The organism is Kitasatospora setae KM-6054, assembly GCF_000269985.1.
Taxonomy (GTDB): Bacteria; Actinomycetota; Actinomycetes; order Streptomycetales; family Streptomycetaceae; genus Kitasatospora; species Kitasatospora setae.
Genome location: NC_016109.1, coordinates 5,171,539 through 5,190,214 on the forward strand (window position 1 = coordinate 5,171,539; position 18,676 = coordinate 5,190,214).

At 73.0% G+C, this 18,676-nt stretch carries 18 protein-coding genes and 1 riboswitch; of the genes, 10 read left to right on the top strand and 8 right to left on the bottom strand.

Going from position 1 to position 18,676, the window contains the following annotated elements; all coding sequences use genetic code 11:
- Window positions 1-203 precede the first annotated feature (203 nt).
- The 3 genes from KSE_RS23030 to KSE_RS23040 all read left to right on the top strand — a co-directional run bounded on the left by KSE_RS23030 (window position 204) and on the right by KSE_RS23040 (window position 4,327).
- A complete protein-coding gene (locus KSE_RS23030; protein ID WP_014137749.1) occupies window positions 204-827 on the top strand; it encodes a SurA N-terminal domain-containing protein in 624 nt (207 codons plus the stop codon).
- A gap of 186 nt (window positions 828-1,013) precedes the next feature.
- Window positions 1,014-3,230 carry a DUF7927 domain-containing protein gene (locus KSE_RS45895; protein WP_014137750.1) on the top strand — a complete coding sequence of 739 codons (2,217 nt, stop codon included), beginning with the start codon at window positions 1,014-1,016 and terminating at the stop codon, window positions 3,228-3,230.
- Between the two features lie 104 nt (window positions 3,231-3,334).
- Complete coding sequence (locus tag KSE_RS23040) at window positions 3,335-4,327, top strand: MazG family protein (RefSeq protein WP_014137751.1); 993 nt, start codon at window positions 3,335-3,337, stop codon at window positions 4,325-4,327.
- A gap of 86 nt (window positions 4,328-4,413) precedes the next feature.
- Here the strand turns inward: KSE_RS23040 and KSE_RS38745 are convergent, their stop codons facing one another.
- Window positions 4,414-4,845 (bottom strand): SDR family NAD(P)-dependent oxidoreductase, encoded by a 432-nt coding sequence (locus KSE_RS38745; RefSeq protein WP_014137752.1) that lies wholly within the window; start codon window positions 4,843-4,845, stop codon window positions 4,414-4,416.
- A 154-nt stretch (window positions 4,846-4,999) separates the two neighbouring features.
- On the opposite strand from KSE_RS38745, the gene KSE_RS23050 reads away from it, so the two are divergent.
- The 7 genes from KSE_RS23050 to KSE_RS23080 all read left to right on the top strand — a co-directional run bounded on the left by KSE_RS23050 (window position 5,000) and on the right by KSE_RS23080 (window position 13,022).
- A complete protein-coding gene (locus KSE_RS23050; protein WP_014137753.1) occupies window positions 5,000-6,244 on the top strand; it encodes a cytochrome P450 family protein in 1,245 nt (414 codons plus the stop codon).
- A gap of 234 nt (window positions 6,245-6,478) precedes the next feature.
- Window positions 6,479-6,676: riboswitch (cyclic di-AMP (ydaO/yuaA leader) on the top strand.
- Between the two features lie 3 nt (window positions 6,677-6,679).
- The gene (locus KSE_RS45900; RefSeq protein ID WP_014137754.1) at window positions 6,680-7,420 is read left to right on the top strand and encodes a LysM peptidoglycan-binding domain-containing protein; all 741 of its coding nucleotides are present in this window, start codon (window positions 6,680-6,682) and stop codon (window positions 7,418-7,420) included.
- 290 nt (window positions 7,421-7,710) lie between these two features.
- Complete coding sequence (gene eno, locus KSE_RS23060) at window positions 7,711-8,991, top strand: phosphopyruvate hydratase (RefSeq protein ID WP_014137755.1); 1,281 nt, start codon at window positions 7,711-7,713, stop codon at window positions 8,989-8,991.
- Between the two features lie 117 nt (window positions 8,992-9,108).
- Complete coding sequence (locus KSE_RS23065) at window positions 9,109-9,522, top strand: FtsB family cell division protein (RefSeq protein ID WP_051055342.1); 414 nt, start codon at window positions 9,109-9,111, stop codon at window positions 9,520-9,522.
- 67 nt (window positions 9,523-9,589) lie between these two features.
- The gene (locus tag KSE_RS23070) at window positions 9,590-10,255 is read left to right on the top strand and encodes a DUF501 domain-containing protein (protein WP_014137757.1); all 666 of its coding nucleotides are present in this window, start codon (window positions 9,590-9,592) and stop codon (window positions 10,253-10,255) included.
- Window positions 10,252-11,187 carry a Ppx/GppA phosphatase family protein gene (locus KSE_RS23075; protein WP_014137758.1) on the top strand — a complete coding sequence of 312 codons (936 nt, stop codon included), beginning with the start codon at window positions 10,252-10,254 and terminating at the stop codon, window positions 11,185-11,187. The genes KSE_RS23070 and KSE_RS23075 overlap by 4 nt, the downstream gene beginning before the upstream one ends.
- Window positions 11,188-11,654: 467 nt before the next feature.
- Window positions 11,655-13,022 (top strand): NAD(P)/FAD-dependent oxidoreductase, encoded by a 1,368-nt coding sequence (locus KSE_RS23080; RefSeq protein ID WP_033258371.1) that lies wholly within the window; start codon window positions 11,655-11,657, stop codon window positions 13,020-13,022.
- Window positions 13,023-13,273: 251 nt separating this feature from the next.
- On the opposite strand, the gene KSE_RS23085 is transcribed toward KSE_RS23080, so the two are convergent.
- The 7 genes from KSE_RS23085 to KSE_RS23115 all read right to left on the bottom strand — a co-directional run bounded on the left by KSE_RS23085 (window position 13,274) and on the right by KSE_RS23115 (window position 18,454).
- Entirely contained in the window at window positions 13,274-13,738 is a 465-nt protein-coding gene (locus KSE_RS23085) for a hypothetical protein (RefSeq protein ID WP_014137760.1), read from the bottom strand.
- A 440-nt stretch (window positions 13,739-14,178) separates the two neighbouring features.
- Complete coding sequence (locus tag KSE_RS23090) at window positions 14,179-14,616, bottom strand: NUDIX domain-containing protein (protein WP_014137761.1); 438 nt, start codon at window positions 14,614-14,616, stop codon at window positions 14,179-14,181.
- Window positions 14,617-14,636: 20 nt separating this feature from the next.
- Complete coding sequence (locus tag KSE_RS23095) at window positions 14,637-15,428, bottom strand: STM4013/SEN3800 family hydrolase (RefSeq protein ID WP_051055345.1); 792 nt, start codon at window positions 15,426-15,428, stop codon at window positions 14,637-14,639.
- Between the two features lie 2 nt (window positions 15,429-15,430).
- Window positions 15,431-15,928, bottom strand: a complete 498-nt coding sequence (locus KSE_RS23100; protein ID WP_014137763.1) for a hypothetical protein — start codon at window positions 15,926-15,928, stop codon at window positions 15,431-15,433.
- A complete protein-coding gene (locus KSE_RS23105) occupies window positions 15,912-16,559 on the bottom strand; it encodes a dTMP kinase (RefSeq protein ID WP_014137764.1) in 648 nt (215 codons plus the stop codon). The genes KSE_RS23100 and KSE_RS23105 overlap by 17 nt, the downstream gene beginning before the upstream one ends.
- The gene (locus tag KSE_RS23110; RefSeq protein ID WP_014137765.1) at window positions 16,556-17,572 is read right to left on the bottom strand and encodes a radical SAM protein; all 1,017 of its coding nucleotides are present in this window, start codon (window positions 17,570-17,572) and stop codon (window positions 16,556-16,558) included. Before KSE_RS23110 ends, KSE_RS23105 begins: the two co-directional genes overlap by 4 nt.
- A gap of 186 nt (window positions 17,573-17,758) precedes the next feature.
- Complete coding sequence (locus KSE_RS23115; RefSeq protein WP_014137766.1) at window positions 17,759-18,454, bottom strand: ATP-binding protein; 696 nt, start codon at window positions 18,452-18,454, stop codon at window positions 17,759-17,761.
- Between the last annotated feature and the right edge of the window lie 222 nt (window positions 18,455-18,676).

An 18,676-nucleotide genomic window follows, 5' to 3' on the forward strand; every position in this document is an offset into this window, starting at 1 on the left:
GGTGGCGGATGTTCACCGGGGGACGCCCGGCGCCACGCGCCGCCACACCGCGGCAACACCCCGTTCCCGCGACGGCCGGATCCGACGCGCGGGGGCGCGGCGCGCGCGGGGTCTGGCACCCGGGGGCGGCGGTCAATAGTGTTCGTCCCAGCCACTCGCGCCGAGCACCACCGGACCGCGCTCCATCCCCCCAGGAGGCCCCAGTGATCCGCACCAGCTCCGTCCGCCGACCGCTCGCCGTCCTCGGCGTCGCGGTCGCCGCCGCCGCGCTCTCCGCCTGCGGCACCGCGCCGGCGCGGCAGGGGGCGGCCGCCGTGGTCGGCACGGACCGGATCAGCATCGCCCAGGTCGAGGCCCGGGTCGCGGCGGTGCGGGACGGCGCGGCGGCGAGCGGCGCCGCGACCGAGGAGCAGCCCGGCCTGGCCCGGCACGCGGTCTCCGACCTGATCCTCGGCAAGCTGATCGCCCAGGCCCTGGCGGACCGTCAACTCGGCGTCAGCCAGGCCGAGGTGGACCGCGCCCGGACCGCCGACGCGAAGACCCTCGGCGGCGAGGCCAAGCTCACCGAACTGCTGCGCGCCAAGCAGGGCGTCCCGGCCGGCGACGTGGACGGCTTCTACCGCCAGCAGATCGGCCTGGTGAAGCTGGCCGGCGGCCAGGACCCGAACGGCGACGCGGGCGACGCCGCGATCCGCAAGGCGCTGGTGGACGCGGGCACCGCGCTGCACGTCGAGGTCAACCCGCGCTACGGCAGCTGGGACACCGCCCGGATCGGCCTCACCGACAGCACCGAGGACTGGCTGCCGAAGACCGTCCGGACGCTCTGACGCCAACCCCGACCGGCCGCAGGCACCGCGGGCGTGCCCCGGCAGGTTCCTGCGCCGGACGAGTGATCGTTTCTGCGTGTCCGCCCGGATCCCGACCCGGAGCCGGTGACGCTGGGGTTCCCTGCCCAGTTCGTCGTACCGGTTGCGAGGTCACTCGTGGTTCAGCGCCGTTCACCCCTGCCGAGAATGCTGCGCGCCCTGTGCGCGGCGCTGCCCGTCGCCGGGCTGCTGGTCCCGCTCGCGGCGGCCCCCGCCGTCCCGGCGGTGCCGGCCGCGCTGCGCGGGGCGGGCACCCAGCGGCCGATCGGGCCGGACCCGGCGGTGAGCCTGCTGGCGCACGGCGACCTGACGATGGCCGCCAACTCGGTGCTGACCTGCGACCCCAGTGACGGCTCGCCCTGCAACGACACCGAGGGCAGCAACAACAACCGGGTCATGTACGTGAAGTCCGACCCGAACGCGCCGGGCGACAACGCCTCCGCCGCCGACCTGGTCGTCCCGGCCGGGGCCAAGGTGCTCTCGGCTCGGCTGTACTGGCAGTTCAACCCGACCAACACCAGCACCATGGGCGGCCACTCCGGTGACATCAACCTGGGCAACCGGGTGTCCTGGAAGGTCCCCGGCAGCTCCTCGTACCAGCAGCTGACCGCCGACACCTACGACTGGTTCGACCAGCAGGCCGGCGGCAACCCGCCCGAACCGCTGCTGGCCGGCGCGGGCGTCAAGGACGTCACCGCCGAGGTCCAGGCGGCCGGCCCCGGCAGCTACACCGTCGCCGACATCCAGGCGTGCGAAGGCCGTTCCTCCGCGCAGAACTTCGGCGGCAACAACGTCGGCTGCTGGGGCGGCTGGTCGCTGGTCGTCGCGTACGAGAACGCGGCCGACCCGCTGCGCTACCTGAACGTCTGGGACGGCTTCCAGCTGCTGCGCGACCCCGACAACCTGGCCACCCTCACCCTCGGCGGCATCCGCACCCCCGCCACCACCGCGCCGCCCGGGACCCTGGGCGTGGTGGTCGGCGACGGCGACGTGCAGATCGCCGGCGACCAGCTGTCCGTCGGCTCCAGCACCGCCGACCTCACCCTGCTGCCGATGCCCGGTCCGACCGGCGTCTCCACCGACAACGCCTTCGCCAGCCGGATCGACCGGGTCGCCGCCGACGGCTCCGGCACCAACATCACCACCCGCGACCCGAACCCGGTCAACAACTACGGCTACGACGCCCGGATGATCGACGTCACCGGCAAGATCCCGGCCGGCGCCGAGCAGGCCGTCCTGCAGATCAACGGCTCCGGCGACGCCCTGCACCCGCAGGTCGCCTGGCTGGCCGTCGACGCGCTCGAACCCGACCTGCAGATCACCAAGGCCAACAGCCCGGCCGGCAGCACCGACGACAACCCGCCCGGCAACGTCGAACCCGGCGACACCATCACCTACTCCTTCACGGTCGCCAACCAGCACGCCGACGGCACCACCACCAACCTCGACACCGCCACCGGCGTCACCGTCACCGACCAGCTGCCCGCCGGCACCACCTACCAGGCCGGCTCCAACCCGAACTGCTCGGCCAGCGGCCAGACCGTCACCTGCACCGTGCCCGACCTCGCCCCCGGCGCCACCGCGAACGTCTCCTTCGACGTGACGGTCGACCAGTCCGCCACCGGCGGCACCAAGCTGGACGACACCGCGACCCTCGCCTTCAAGGGCAGCCAGACCCAGCGCGACCAGAGCCGCACCAGCAACACCGTCCGCAACACGGTCGTCGACCTGCCGCAGTACCGGATCGCGAAGACCGCCACCCCGACCAGCGCCGCCCCCGGCGACACCGTCGCCTACCAGGTCACCGTCACCAACACCGGACGGGTCGCCGCGACCGGCGTCACCCTCGACGACAGCCTCGCCGACGTGCTGGCCGACGCCACGTACAACAACGACGCCGCCGCCGACCTCGGCACCGCGACCGTCACCGGCACCACCCTGCACTGGACCGGCGACCTGCCGGTCGGCGGCCGCGCGACCATCACCTACACGGTGACCGTCAAGCCCGGGCTGACCGCCGACACCACCCTCGACAACACCGTCACCTCCTCGACCTACCGCAACAACTGCGCCCAGGGCAGCACCGACACCGCCTGCGGCGCGACGGTCACCGTGACCGTCCCCAGCCCCTCCCCGTCGCCGTCGCCCTCGCCGTCGCCGACCGGGAGCGCCAGCCCGTCGCCGTCCCCGTCGCCCGCGCCGACCGGCAGCACCACCCCGCAGCCGGTGCCCAGCCCCTCCGAGAGCGGCCACCTGCCCGACACCGGCAGCACCGGCGCCCTCCCGCTGATCGGCCTGGCCGCGCTCGGCTGCGTGCTGGCCGGCCTGATGGTCCTGGCCACCCGGAGCCGTCGCCGGCACTGAGCCCGGCCGCCCCGCCGCGCACAACCCCGCAGGACCCCGCAGGACCGCTGCGCCCCACGGCGCCGCGGTCCTGCGGCGCGTTCCGGGCCGGTAGGTTCGACCCCGTGGAGACTCCGAAGCTGATCCTGCTGACCACCACCCACCGCGTCGCCCCCGGCCTGCTCTCCTGGCCCGCCTGGGAGGCGCTCCGCTCCGCGCCCCGGGTGCTGGCCGGCGACGCGGACCACCCGCAGCTGGCCGCCCTGCGCGCGGCCGGGGTCGAACCGGAGGTGCTGGAGCGCCCCTCCGCGCCCGCGCTGGCCCGCCTGCTGCTCGCCGCCGCCCCGGCCGTCTGGCTGGAGAGCCCGGACGGCGACCCCGGGCTGACCGACGCGCTGGCCCGGATCGCGGTCGAGGAGGCCGGCGAGCACCCGGAGATCGAACTGCTGCCCGGCTCGTACGACCTGCCCGGCGCCCGGCTGCTCGACCTGGCCTCGGTGATGGACCGGCTGCGCTCGCCCGGCGGCTGCCCGTGGGACGCCGAACAGACCCACCGGAGCCTGGTGAAGTACCTGGTCGAGGAGACCTTCGAGCTGGTCGAGGCGATCGAGGAGGGCGACCGGGAGACCCTGCGCGAGGAACTCGGCGACGTGCTGCTGCAGGTCTTCTTCCACGCCCGGATCGCCGAGGAGCACGCCGAGGACCCGTTCTCGGTCGACGACGTCGCGGGGGACATCGTCGACAAGCTGATCTACCGCCACCCGCACGTCTTCGGCGACGTGAGCGTGACCGGCTCCGCCGAGACCGAGGCCAACTGGGAGCAGCTGAAGGCGGCCGAGAAGCAGCGCGAGTCCGTCCTCGACGGCGTGCCGGCCGGCCTGCCCGCGCTGGCGTACGCGGCCAAGCTGGTCTCCCGGGTGCGCCGGGCGGACTTCACCGGCGTGCCGGACGCGCCGTACGCGCTCCCCGGCGAACTCACCGCCGAGTCGGCCGGCGAGCTGCTGCTGGCCGTCGCGCAGCGCGCCCACGACCGGGGGGTGGACGTGGACGCGGCCCTGCGGGCGGCGGCCCGCCGCTACCGCGCGGCGGTCCGGGCGGCGGAGGGGCTGCGGGACTGACCGGCGGCGATCGCCTGCATCCTGCTTTTCACCGGGTCCGAGACGACCGTCAACCCGATCGGCAACGGCGTGTACGCCGCGGCCGGCTAGCCGGCCAGCGGGACGTCCGCGACCGGGCGGCGCTGGGCCGGGACGATTTCGCCGACCACCTCGCCGATCGCCTCGCCGACCAGGGCGAGCAGTTCGGCGAGCGGGTTCAGGTGGCCGGGCAGGTCGGCGAGCTGGACGATCCGCTCGCCCTCCGGGCCGGCCACCGCGAACAGGTCGATCGGGCCGAGGTGCTTGACGGCGGTGTCGACCAGGGCGGCGATGTCCGCGGGGTGGTGGATGTCGCCGGAGACGCCGACCGCCGGGCAGCCGGGGCGGTCGAGTTCGGCGGCCAGGTCCTCGGCGACGCCGGGGCGCAGGTCGGCGATGAGCAGGCCGGCCGCGCCCGCCGCGGAGAACCGGCGGGCCAGGTCGGCCCCCGAACCCCCGTCGAGCACCGCGACGACCACCACCGCACCGGTTACCCGCATGGTCTGCTCCCCTCTCAGAGCGAACCCGTGGCCGGCCCGCACGCCGCCCACTGTGGTTATCGGAGGATCGTAGGCACGCCCCGACGCTCCGCAACAGGGAATACCCACCAGGTGACCAGACTCACGCGACGGCGCTTCCCGATACGGTCAAGACATGCCCGATCAGCCCCGCGCCGCCCATCCGCAACTCTTCACCTGGGAGTTCGCGGCCGACCCCTACCCGGCGTACGCCTGGCTGCGCGAGCACGCCCCGGTGCACCGCACCACCCTGCCGAGCGGGGTCGACGCCTGGCTGGTCACCCGCTACGCGGACGCCCGGCAGGCGCTGGCGGACGCCCGGCTGTCGAAGAACCCGGCGCACCACAGCGAGCAGGCCCACCGCAGCGGACGGGTCGGCATCCCGGGCGAGCGGCAGGCCGACCTGATGACCCACCTGCTGAACATCGACCCGCCCGACCACACCCGGCTGCGCCGGCTGGTCTCCAAGGCGTTCACCCCGCGCCGGGTGGCCGAGTTCGAACCGCGGGTGCGGGAGATCACCGACCGGCTGATCGACTCCTTCGCCGGCCGCGGCGAGGCCGACCTGATCCACGAGTTCGCCTTCCCGCTGCCCATCTACGCGATCTGCGACCTGCTCGGCGTCCCGCCCGAGGACCAGGACGACCTGCGCGACTGGGCCGGGATGATGATCCGTCACACGGGCGGGAAGCGGGGAGGGGTGGGCCGCGCCGTCAAGCAGATCCGCGGCTACCTGGCCGACCTGATCCACCGCAAGCGGGCCGACCTCGGCGACGACCTGATCTCCGGCCTGATCCGGGCCGGCGACCACGGTGAGCACCTCACCGAGAACGAGGCCGCGGCGATGGCCTTCATCTTGCTTTTCGCCGGGTTCGAGACCACCATCAACCTCATCGGCAACGGCATGTACGCGCTGCTGCGGAACCCGGACCAGCGCGCGCTGCTCCAGGGGTCGCTGGCCCGCGGCGAGTCCGGCCTGCTGGCCACCGGCGTCGAGGAACTGCTGCGCTACGACGGCCCGGTGGAGCTGGCGACCTGGCGCTTCGCCACCGCCCCGCTGACCATCGGCGGGGTGGACATCCCGGTCGGCGACCCGGTGCTGGTGGTGCTCGCCGCGGCCGACCGCGACCCGGCCCGGTTCGCCGCCGAGAACACCCTCGACCTGGCCCGCGCCGACAACCCGCACCTCGGTTTCGGTCACGGCATCCACTACTGCATCGGCGCCCCGCTGGCCCGGCTTGAGGGGCAGTACGCGATCGGCAGCCTACTGACCAGGCTTCCGGACGTTCGGCTGGCGGCCGATCCGGCCGGACTGCGCTGGCGGGGCGGGCTGATCATGCGCGGTCTGCGCGACCTCCCGATCTCCTTCACGCCCCGCTGACGCCGTTTCAACCCACCCGACACGCCGTACGACCGGGTCGACGACGCGCCGGGGCGGGGGCGCGCGTCGCACGCCTGCTCGGGAGAAATCAGGACATAAGCGGATCGTTCGTATACCCGAATCGAAGATCCGTAATTTCGGCGTGATCATGGTGATATGAGCTTGTGATTGCTCGTCAGCTTTGCCTACTCTCCGACATGCCCGCAGCTGCCGGGCCCCGACCGCGGTACGCCGAGTCCTGTCCGCCGCGTCCTCGGGCCATCGACCAGGTACCGGACAGGAGCGGGGGAACCAGTGTGAACGCCGTCGTCCCAACGGCTTGGGGTGAAGCCGCCGAGGAGCGGGCGCAACCGCGTCCGAACCGTCCGGCGGCCGGGCCAGCCTCCCGGTCCGAACCCGACAGCTCACCTCGCAGGCGTGCGGAGAGGAAGTCCCGTGCTGTTCTCCAACGCTGCCCGTCACCGCCGTAGTACCAAGGCCGAGAAGGTCATCGCCGCCGCCGGCGTGGCCTCGGTCGGCCTGGCCCTGCCCCTGCTCGCCGCCACCGGAGCGGCAGCCGCACCCGTCGACACCTGGGACCGCGTCGCCCAGTGCGAGAGCGGCGGCAACTGGAACACCAACACCGGGAACGGTTTCTACGGCGGCCTGCAGTTCACCTCCTCCACCTGGCGCGCCTACGGCGGCGCCCAGTACGCGGCCCGCGCCGACCAGGCCAGCCGCGCCCAGCAGATCGCGGTGGCCGAGCGGGTGCTCGCCGGCCAGGGCCCCGGCGCCTGGCCGGTCTGCTCCAAGCGGGCCGGACTCGCCAAGGGCGGCGCGCCCGCCGACGTCTCCGACGACGCCGCCTCGCGCTCCGGCGAGCGCACCCCCGCACCGCAGCCGCCGAAGGGCCAGCCGCCGACGAAGCCGGCCAAGCCCGGCGGCAAGCCCACCGCCACGCCCACCCGGCCCGCCGAGCAGCCGCGCTCCACCGACTCCCAGCCCGCCGCCGCCCCGCAGGCCGCCCCGCAGGACGCCACCGCCGGCGGCTACACCGTCCGGGAGGGCGACACGCTCTCCGGCATCGCCGTCGCCCGGCAGGTGGCCGGCGGCTGGGAGCGGATCTACCGGGACAACCACCAGCTGATCGGCGCCGACCCGGACCTGATCGTCCCCGGCCAGGTGCTCGCGCTCTGACCCCGCGGGGCGCCGGATCCCGGCATCCGGGACGCGCACGGCCGGCGGCCTGACGAGGCCCCGCCGCCGCCCTGACGAGGGCCGCGTCCCCTGACACCCCGTCCGCCCCCGGCACGCGCGGCGCGGTTCGCGCCGCCGGGAGCGGTGCGGCGGCCGTCAAACAGGTGAACTACCGGGGGGTAGTCCGGCCACACCGTGAGACGGGGCCCGGCCGAGAGTGGCCCAGCGGCGGTGTACGGCTAGGCTCTGGTCGTAACGACCACACATCCGCTTCCGCTAGGAGATGCCTCGTGCCGTCCATTGATGTCGTCGTAGCCCGTGAGATCCTCGACTCCCGCGGCAACCCCACGGTCGAGGTCGAGGTCGGTCTCGACGACGGCAGCACCGGTCGCGCGGCCGTCCCGTCGGGTGCCTCCACCGGCGCCTTCGAGGCCCTGGAGCTCCGCGACGGTGACAAGAACCGCTACTTCGGCAAGGGCGTCGAGAAGGCCGTCCTCGCCGTGATCGAGCAGATCGGCCCCGAGCTGGTCGGCTACGACGCCACCGAGCAGCGCCTCATCGACCAGGCCATGCTCGACCTGGACGCCACCCCGGACAAGTCCTCGCTCGGCGCCAACGCCATCCTCGGCGTCTCGCTCGCCGTGGCGCACGCCGCCTCCGAGGCCAGCGACCTGCCGCTGTTCCGCTACCTGGGCGGCCCGAACGCCCACGTGCTGCCCGTCCCGATGATGAACATCCTCAACGGCGGCTCGCACGCGGACTCCAACGTCGACATCCAGGAGTTCATGATCGCCCCGATCGGCGCGGAGTCCTTCTCCGAGGCCGTCCGCTGGGGCGTCGAGGTCTACCACACGCTCAAGGGCGTGCTGAAGGAGCGCGGCCTCTCCACCGGCCTGGGCGACGAGGGCGGCTTCGCCCCGAACCTGGACTCCAACCGGGAGGCCCTGGACCTCATCACCGAGGCCATCAAGAAGGCCGGCTACACCCCGGGCAAGGACGTCGCGCTCGCCCTGGACGTCGCCGCGTCCGAGTTCTTCAAGGACGGCGCCTACCAGTTCGAGGGCAAGGCGCTCTCCTCGGCCGACCTGATCGCGTACTACGCCGAGCTGGTCGCCGACTACCCGCTGGTCTCCATCGAGGACCCGCTGGACGAGTCCGACTGGGACGGCTGGAAGGCCATCACCGACGCGATCGGCGACAAGGTCCAGCTGGTCGGCGACGACCTGTTCGTCACCAACCCGGAGCGCCTGCGCAAGGGCATCGAGACCGGCACCGCCAACGCGCTGCTGGTCAAGGTCAACCAGATCGGCTCGCTCACCGAGACCCTGGACGCCGTCGAGCTGGCCCAGCGCAACGGCTACCGCTGCATGATGTCGCACCGCTCCGGCGAGACCGAGGACGTCACCATCGCCGACCTCGCCGTCGCCACCAACTGCGGCCAGATCAAGACCGGCGCCCCGGCCCGCTCCGAGCGCGTCGCCAAGTACAACCAGCTGCTGCGCATCGAGGAGATCCTCGACGACGCCGCCGAGTACGCGGGCCGCTCCTCCTTCCCCCGCTTCAAGGGCTGAGACCGGTACCGAGCCTGTTGTGACCGGTGCCCCGGTCCCCACCGCGTAGGGTGGGGACCGGGGCACCGGCATGCGCAGGAGGGGCGAGCAGACATGGCCAAGTGGAGGATTCCCGGGTTGGCGGCGCGACCGCGCTTCACCAGCCGGGCCACCGTGCTGGTGCTCGTGCTGTGCTCCCTGGTGGCGATACTCGCCTACCCGGCGCGGCAGTACATCGCCCAGCGCGGCGAGATCGCCGACCAGCGGGCCAAGGCCGAGCACGCCCGCCAGCAGGTCGACGAGCTGCGCCGGGAGAAGGCCCGCTGGCAGGACCCGGAGTACGTCAAGGCGCAGGCCAGGGAACGGCTGCACTACGCGCTGCCCGGCGAGACCGCGTTCGTCTCGGTCGCCCCACCGCCCCCGCCCGGCGCGAAGTCCGCCCCGGCGGACGCCGCGGCCCGCCCGAAGGCCGTCAAGCCCTGGTACGCCGCGCTCTGGGACTCGGTGGACGCCGCCGACGCCGCGCTGCCCGCGCCGCAGCCGGTGCCCTGACCCCGCCCGCGCCTCCCCGCACCTCCACGGACACCCCGACCCCCGCCCCCTGACGAACAGACTCCTGATGAGCAACCAGAACCCTCCCGCGCCCGACGCCCCCGAGGTGTCCGACCACGACGTCGCCGCCATCGCCGCCCAGCTCGGCCGGGTGCCGCGCGGGCTGCGCGGCGTCGCCCACCGCTGCCCGTGCGGCAACCCGGACGTGGTGGAGACCGCGCCCCGGCTGCCCGACGGCACGCCGTTCCCGACGCTCTACTACCTGACCTGCCCGCGGGCCGCCTCGCTGATCGGCACCCTGGAGGCGGACGGCGTGATGAAGGAGCAGACCGCCCGGCTCGCCGAGGACCCGGAGCTCGCCGCCGCGTACCGGGGGGCGCACGAGGACTACATCGCCCGCCGGGACGCGATCGAGGTGCTGGAGGGCTTCCCCAGCGCCGGCGGGATGCCCGACCGGGTGAAGTGCCTGCACGTGCTGGTCGGCCACTCGCTGGCCGCCGGGGAGGGCGTCAACCCGCTCGGCGACGAGGCGATCGGGATGCTGGAGCAGTGGTGGGCCAAGGGCCCGTGCGTCAGCCCCGCCGAGGTCGAGGCGGCCGGCGAGCGGGTGCTGCGCAACCGGGCGAAGAACGCGGGCCGGGACCACGCCGACACGATCGCCGCCAAGGAGGCGCTGAGCGCCGAGCGGGCCGCCCGCAAGGCCGCCGCCGAGGCGGAGGCGGAGGAGTCGTGACCGCCACCCGGGTCGCCGCCATCGACTGCGGCACCAACTCGATCCGCCTGCTGATCGCCGACCTCGACCCGGAGACCGGGGAGATCACCGACCTGGACCGGCGGATGCTGATCGTCCGGCTCGGCCAGGACGTCGACCGGACCGGCCGGCTGCACCCCGAGGCGCTGGCCCGCACCTTCGCGGCCTGCCGCGAGTACGCCGAGGTGATCGCCGAGCACGGCGTCGCCCCGGACCGGATCCGGATGGTCGCCACCTCGGCCTCCCGGGACGCCGAGAACGCCGCCGAGTTCGCCGCCGGGGTCAAGGAGATCCTGGGCGTCACCCCGAGCGTGGTCAGCGGCGACGAGGAGGCCCGGCTCTCCTTCACCGGCGCCACCCGGGAACTGCTCGGCGGCCCGCACCGGCCGCCGTACCTGGTGTTCGACCTGGGCGGCGGCTCCACCGAGTTCGTGCTCGGCGAGCGGGACGTCCGGGCCGCGTACTCGATGGACATCGGCTGCGTCCGGATGACCGAGCGCCACTTCGCCGGCGGGCACCCCGCCGAGGCGCGGATCGAGGCCGCCCGGTCCGACATCCGGGCCGCGCTGGACACCGTCGCCGAGGCCGTCCCGCTGGACTCCGGCGCCACCCTGGTCGGCCTGGCCGGCACCGTCACCACCGTCGCCGGGATCGCCCTGGAACTGCCCGGCTACGACTCCGAGCGGATCCACCACGCGGTGCTGGACGTCGCGCGGGTGCGGGAGACCGCCGAGTGGCTGCTGCGCTCCTCGCACGCCGAGCGGGCCGCGGTGCCCGTCATGCACCCCGGCCGGGTGGACGTGATCGCGGCGGGCGCGCTGGTGCTGCTGGAGATCATGGAGCGCACCGGGGCCGCCGAGCTGCTGGTCTCCGAGCACGACATCCTGGACGGGATCGCCTGGTCGATCGCCTGAACGGGCGTCCCCCGGACGGCTCCCCGGAAGGCCCCCGGCGGCCCCGGACGACCCCGCGGACGGCTCCGCGCGGGCCGTCCGGAGGCCGTCCGGGGGCCTTCCGGCGTGTCGGCCGAAGAAGCTTCGTGAATTTCTTCACATGGCAATCCAGCCTTTCGCGCCACCCGGGTGTCCAGTCCGTCCGAAATGTGGGACCGAAGGTGCCGCCAGCGGGTTGCTCATGGGATCGCAGGCAACCCGGTGTTCATCTCGGAGAAATCGAAACCCCACTCGGGAACCCGTGCGGCACAAGGATCGTTGCTGCTCAGCGCGGCACCGGGTGGCCGGCCGCTCGCGCCGGGCGGCCGCCGGGGGCGGGGAGAGCCCACCGGGGCGGAAGTGCGGGCGCGCAGTGTAGCACCAGGTGTCCAGAAGCTTGTGACGGGCCTCACGAATGGTCCGTCAGGCGGGGGTGGATACTTTCGGATATGAGCACCACGGAGCGTCCTCGCATCCTCATTGTCGGCGGTGGTTACGTCGGCCTGTATGCCGCGATGCGCATCCTCAAGAAGATGCGTTACGGCGAAGCGACCGTCACGGTCGTCGACCCGCGGTCGTACATGACGTACCTGCCCTTCCTTCCCGAGGCGGCCGGCGGCAACGTCGCCCCCCGCAACCTCGTCGCACCGCTGCGCAGCGCCCTGAAGAAGGCGGAGGTGCTCACCGGTCACGTGACCGAGGTGGACCACGCCCGCAAGGTCGCCACCATCCAGCCCGCGGCCGGCGACTCCTACGAACTGCCCTTCGAGTACCTGGTCGTCGCGACCGGCTCGGTGTCCCGCACCTTCCCGATCCCGGGTCTGGCGGAGCACGGCATCGGCATGAAGACGGTCGAGGAGGCGATCAGCCTCCGCAACCACGTCATGGCGCAGCTCGACAAGGCCGAGTCCACCACGGACGAGGACGTCCGGCGCAAGGCCCTGACCTTCGTGGTCATCGGCGGTGGCTTCGCCGGCATCGAGACCGTCGCCGAGATCGAGGACATGGCGCGCGACGCCGCCAAGATCTACAAGACCGTCAGCCGGGACGACATGCGCTTCGTCGTGGTGGAGGCGGCCAACCGCATCCTCCCCGAGATGGGCCCCGACCTCGGCCTGTGGACCAAGGGCCGGCTGGAGGAGCGCGACATCGAGGTCTACATCGAGACCTCGATGGACTCCTGCGTCGACCAGCACGTGGTGCTGAAGAACGGCATGGAGTTCGACGCCTCCACCATCGTGTGGACCGCCGGCGTCAAGCCCAACCCGGTCGTCAACCGCTTCGGCCTCCCGCTCGGCCCGCGCGGCCACGTGGACACCGCGGCGACCCTCCAGGTCCAGGGCTTCGACTACGTGTGGTCGGCCGGCGACAACGCCCAGGTCCCCGACCTGGCCGCCGGCGAGGGCGCCTGGTGCCCGCCGAACGCGCAGCACGCCGTCCGGCAGGCCGCCGTCCTCGGTGACAACGTCATCGCGGGCATGCGCGGCTTCCCGCAGGCCGAGTACAAGCACAAGAACCTCGGCGCGGTGGCCGGCCTCGGCCTGCACAAGGGCGTGGCGATCCTGTTCGGCAAGGTCAAGCTGAAGGGCCGCCTGGCCTGGTGGTTCCACCGCGGCTACCACGGCGCGATGGTCCCGACCATGAACCGCAAGATCCGGGTCTTCACCGACTGGACCCTGGCGATGTTCCTCAAGCGCGAGACGGTCGGCCTCTCCGAGATGGAGAAGCCGTTCGACGCCTTCCAGGAGGCGACCGCTCCCGCCCCGAAGCCGGCCGCCGCGGCCGCGCCGGAGAAGGAACTCGCCGCCAGCAAGTAGCCCGCCCGCGGGCAGCCGCCCGCGGACGAAGGAGCGACCAGACCCGACACAGGTCGGGTACGAGTCGGAGGCCCTCCGCCCGGCAGCGCCGCCGGACCACGACCTCCGTGGTGCTCAGCCGGCCCCGCCACCGGGCGGAGTACAGCAGGCAGTTGACGAAGGCCCCCACCCTCCACCGGGTGGGGGCCTTCGGGCGTGCCGGGGGTGTCGGTGGTGCCCGGCGCCCGGTGCCCGGCGCTCGGTGCCGGCGCTCACTCCTGGCCGGTCGGCGCGGTCCGTCCGGCCAGCCGCTCGTGCCGTTGGCGGGCCGCCTGCGGGGTGCCCAGGCCGAGGCCGAAGGCGATCTCCTGCCAGGTCATCCCGCGGCCGCGGGCCATGGTGAGCAGCCCGGTCTCCAGTTCGTCGAGTTCGGCCCGGACCAGCGGCAGCAGGGTGAGCGCCGCGGTGAGGTCGGCCCGGTCGACCTCCGGCTCGCCCTCCTCGGCGAGCGCGGCCCCGCTGAGCAGGAAGGCGACCAGGCGCACCGCCTCGTGCGGAGCGGGCATCACCGGGTTGCTCTGCCGGGCCCGCTGCCCGGCGTCGGCCGCGTGCCGTTCGGCGATCCGCAGCAGCGAGGCGTACACCCGCCCGGCGCGGGCCGCCTCGGGGTCGGGCGGGGCGAACGGGTCGCCGGCTGGGGCGGGTTGGTGGTCGGGGCGGGGCGAGGGGGCGGTCATGGCTCCAGGGTCGGCGATGAACGCTGCCTGGTCAAGGATTCGTTGTGAACGAGTTGTTCAATGATTGGGTCGCGAAGCGGTACCGGAAGTCGGTGAGCGGGGCATCACCGCAGGTGACGGTGGGTGGGCATGCTGGTGCCCAGAGCCGGACTCGAACCGGAGGTCGTACCGCTTCTGGCCTGCGACGCTCCCGTGACCTGCGCGAATCTCCCCGGGTCCCCCCGATCTGGCCCGGATCAGCTCGCCGAAACGGGGCCGAGTGTTTCTGCGGGAACACGGCGCTCCGACCTCGGGTGACGCACCGTCGCCGCCCTCAGGCGATGCATTCCGGACGCCTCCTCCGGTGATCGACTGGAAACAGCCCATGTGGCCGCGGCCGGCTTCCGGGCCCTGGCAGCATGACGGCCCCGACGAGCCATGCCGAGGCCGCGACGAAGCACTCAGGCCGCCACCGGCTGCCGATCCGCGAGGAGCAGCGCCAGCGGGCCGCCCTGGAGCAGGAACCGTCCTTCGTGGACCGCCGCGAGCGCGTCCTCCATCGACCACCACGTCAGCGTGAAGTCGTTCTCGTCGTCCGCGAGCTGCTGCGCGCCGACGGTCAGGTCCCGGGCCTCGAACAGGTGGAGGCGGGCAGTGGAGCCGGGCACGATGGCGTACGAGCCGAGGGGCGTCCAGGTCTTGGCGATGATGCCGGCCTCCTCGCGAAGCTCCCGCCTCGCGCAATCCCCGGGCGACTCGCCGCCCTCGGCGCGCCCGCCGGGCAGGAACAGGTACTCGCCGCCGTGCAGCGGGAACGGGGCGTTCAGCACCGCGATGCGGCCGTGGTCGTCGCGGGCGACGACCACGGCCGCATCGCGGTCGGGCAACGTGTTGGCCATGCTGGGAGGGTAAGCCGGGGTCAGACCACCATGCAGGCGAACGGCACGTTCGTCACCGCCGGGTGGACGATCCCGCGCCCGTGGTAGCCGTCGTCACCGAAGGCGTCGCCGTGGTCGGCGCACAGGATGACCAGCCACCTCCCCAGGCCGGTCAGGCCGTCGATCAGGTTCCCCAGGTGCTCGTCCGCGTAGGCGAGCGCGGCGGCCTGTGACGCCCAGCTGTCGGAGCTGTTGCCCAGGTAGTGACCGTGGGGGACGTGCGTCGCCGACACGTTGACGAAGAGGAACAGCGGCCGGTCCTGCCTGGTGCCGGCCAGCTCCAAGGCGTGCTCGACCTGGTAGCGGGTGGAGTCGGGCTCGGGGGAGCAGAACTCCGGCCGCCAGTAGTCCTCGTCGAACATGCCGGGCAGTACCGCCCCGAGCGGCGTCTCCCTGGAGAAGTACGTCACCCCGCCGACGCACACCGTGCGGTAGCCGTGCTGGCCGAGCCCCACGAGGAGGTTCGGCGCGTCGAACACGAAGGTGCCCGGGTCGACCGTCTTGAACGCCGGCGGGCGGCACTCCCACAGCCGCGGGGGCTGCTGCGGCTGCGGGAGCTTGGGCAGGAAGCCGGAGAAGAACGCGATGTGGGCGGGCAGGGTGAACGTCCCCGGCGTCCGGCGCTCCTCCCACTGGCCGCCCGGCAGCAGCCCGCCGAGGCGCGGGGTGTCGCCGGCGTGCATCGCGGCGCGGGCGACGTCGTACCGCAGCGAGTCCAGGGTGACGAACAGGATGCCGCGCCCCGCTCTGATGTGTTCGGCGGCGTCGATCATGGTCATCCCTTCGCGGCGGCGTAGTGGGTGGCGAGGTCCAGGCGGTAGACGATGTGGCCCCGGGCCCGGTCGTTGACCGGGAGCGGCACCTTGTCCCGGGCGATCAGGTCGCTGATCTTCTCCAGACCCGAGCCGATCCCGATGACCGTGCCGTCGGCGGCGAGCAGACGGATCACCACCTGGTCTCCGGCGCTGCTGATCCGGGCGCCGGGGACCTGGAACGTCCGCACGCCGTAGGCCAGCAGGTCTTCGTCGCCCTCGCCGAGAACGGACACCGTCGCCGCGTAGCTCCGGCAGTTGATGGCGCCCTGGGCGAAGAGCGCGGAGTACGCCTTGGCCAGCTCGGTGCCGTCGTCGACCAGCACGACGCCGTGCACCTTGGCGGTGAGCACCAGGCAGGACCCCACCCACCAGGCGACCGCTTTGTGGATCTCGTCGGGGTCGCGGCCGCTGACGCTGTCGGGGCGGATCACCTTGGAGAGGTCAACGGGGTTGAGCACGGCGTACCTCCAGCAGGGCGTGGATCTCCTCGGTCAGCTCGTCCGGGCTGCGCCCGTCGGTGCTGATCGCGATGCCGGTCGGGTCGGTGGCGGCGAACCGCCGGTACAGTTCCTGCACACGCGGCAGCAGCTGCGGGCGCCGGACCAGGAACCGGTCCGTCGCCGGGCGGGCCGGCCGGGTCTCCATCCGGTGCCGGATCTCCTTCTCCGAGGTCTCCAGGTACACCGTCAGGTCTGCCCGTGGCAGGTATCCGAGGTAGGGCGCGAACTGGGCGGCGGCCACCTCCAGGTCGAGCTGGTTCACCGCCGCGTGGTTGACCACCACCGACCCGGTCCACCGGTCGGCGACCAGGCTGCCGCTCACCAGCGCGCGGCGGGCGGAGTCCGCCCCGTCGAGCAGCCCCGCCAGGTGGAAGGCGAACTGGGTGAGGGTGCCGCCGTGGTCGTTGACGTAGCCGATCAGCCCGGCGAGCGGATTCGGGATGACGTGCAGGACCTCCGCGCCGAGCCGCTGCGCGAGCAGGCCGGAGAGGGTGGACTTCCCGGAGCCGCTGATGCCCTCCAGGACGACCAGGGCGCCCGAGCGCCCGGTGACCGGCGGTCGGTAGCAGACGGGCAGGTCGATGGTCACAGGGTTCCCTCCGTGAACGAGGCCAGATGCCTGGCGGTAGCGGCGGCGACCGTGGCGGAGGGGTCGTCGGCGGCCAGCAGCGGGGTGACGTCGAGGCGCAGGTCTTCCCGGAGCAGGCACGGTTGCAGGCCGCCGGAGTGGTCCAAGCGCAGGGCCCAGAACCCCTCGACGCACTGCGGCCTCACCGGGCAGGCGCCGCACTGGCCGACGTGGTGACGCCCGAGCTGTCGGTGGATCACCTCCACTTCGATGCCGTCGACGGTGAAGACCCGCCGCCCCTGGCCGACTCCGATGACCTCGACCCGCTCCTGGCCGGTCAGAGTCCGAAGGTGGGCCATCAGGCCGTCGGCGGAGACCGCGGCACTCTGCCCGGCCGCGTTGAAGTCGGTGTCGACCAGCTCGATGAACTGGATCGGCAGCCGGCGCTCCAGCGCGTACACGAGGATCGACAGGATCTCGTGCTCGCTCTGCCGCTGGAGCAGCGTGTTCAGCTCCACCCGCTCGAAGGCGTCCCGGGCGGCGTCGATGCCGGCCAGCACGGCGGAGACCGGCAGCCTGGTCTTCGCGATCTCCTGGAACGACTCGTCGCTCAGGTAGTGCAGCGACACTTTGACCTTGCCGATGGCGGTGTCCCGCAGCCACGCCAGGTTCCGGGGCACCAGGATCCCGTTGGTGATCAGGGAGAAGCTGACGTCCGGCGCGGCGAAGACGCCGACGCCCTCCAGGACCGGGCGCGCCAGCTTCGACAGCAGTGGCTCGCCGCCGGTGAAGTAGACGCGGCGCAGCCCCGCTTTGGTCAGGCCGCCGATGACGGCGAGGTAGTGCTCCGCGCACAGCGCCCGCCGGCGCGGCTGCTGGGTGCGGTCCTCGCGGGTGGTGCGAGGAGGCACGTCGCCCTCGTTGTGGCAGAACCAGCAGCCGATGTTGCACGCCGGGCCGAACGACACCCGGAGTTGGCCGCGCAGCGCGGCGAAGTTCCTCAGCGCCGTCAGACCGGACTCTGGCGGGAACATGGTTGGCAGGGTTGCGAGTTGAGACACGACACGCTCCTGTTCACGAGACGGAGAGGCGCCTTGCCGCGCGACGGGATGATCCGGCGCGGTGGAGGCCGGTGAGACGTGCCTGGTGAAGCCGCCAGAGCTGTTCACCAGGGCCTTTGACTTGGGCAGGCCGGCCGAAGTGAGGCGACGGAGCTCAGCTCACCGCGTGGGGCGCGCCCTGCTCGGCGTACTTCGGGTACGGGGGCACGGGGTGTGGTCAGTGGCAGCTGCGTCCAGACCTTCTTGCCGCCGGAGGTCGGCACCCATCCCCAGTTCTCGGCCAGGGCCGGAGACGATGAGCAGCCCGCGGCCCTTCTCCCGGACTTCGTCGGCGCGGGCGCCGGCCGGGACGTACGGCGCCGCGCGGCTCAGGTCGTGCGCCTCCATCACCAGGGCCGTGCCGTCCGGCGCCAGACGGAGAGCAGCGTGGTGCGTGCCGGGCGGACTGTGCCGCGCCGCGTTGGCGACCAGCTCCACCGTGGGAGGGGCAGCGGGGACGGGCGAGAGCTGCTGCTGAACTCCGTCCGTGGGCGGGAACGAGGGCGCGGGTGTCCGATGGGTGACCAGAACGCCTCCGTGCGCGGCGACGGAGGCCGCGAGCCGGTCCCAGTCCTTGCGGCCGACGACGAGCATCGTGCGGTCGAGGGTCACGATCATCGCGACGTGACCACCGGCCACGAGTGCCATCACGTGCTTCCAGCCGGGGCGCTCGGCCGGCGGGAGCAGGGCGTCGGTGTCAAGGACGGTCTCGGTCACCTGGACGCTCTCGGCAGCGGCGCGCTGCTCACACCACCCCGCCAAGAGGGGGCGGCTGACCTTGTCGTCGGTGCAGAGGTAGGTGATGGCGCTGCGCATGGGGGCTCCTGTGTGGACGACACAGTTGGAGCCGCCATCCGGGCCTGCCGGGGGCAAGTCCGGGCGGCGGCGGCCATCTCGGAGACCCAGCAGGGTGCTTGCGCGACCTTCCCGAGCGGCCATACCGAGTCAACTGCGGCCACGCCTGACCCGTAGGGGCCACGGAGGGGTGCGTTTTCCTGCAGGGGCCATGTGAGGGGGCCAGGATGGTCCCCTCACTCA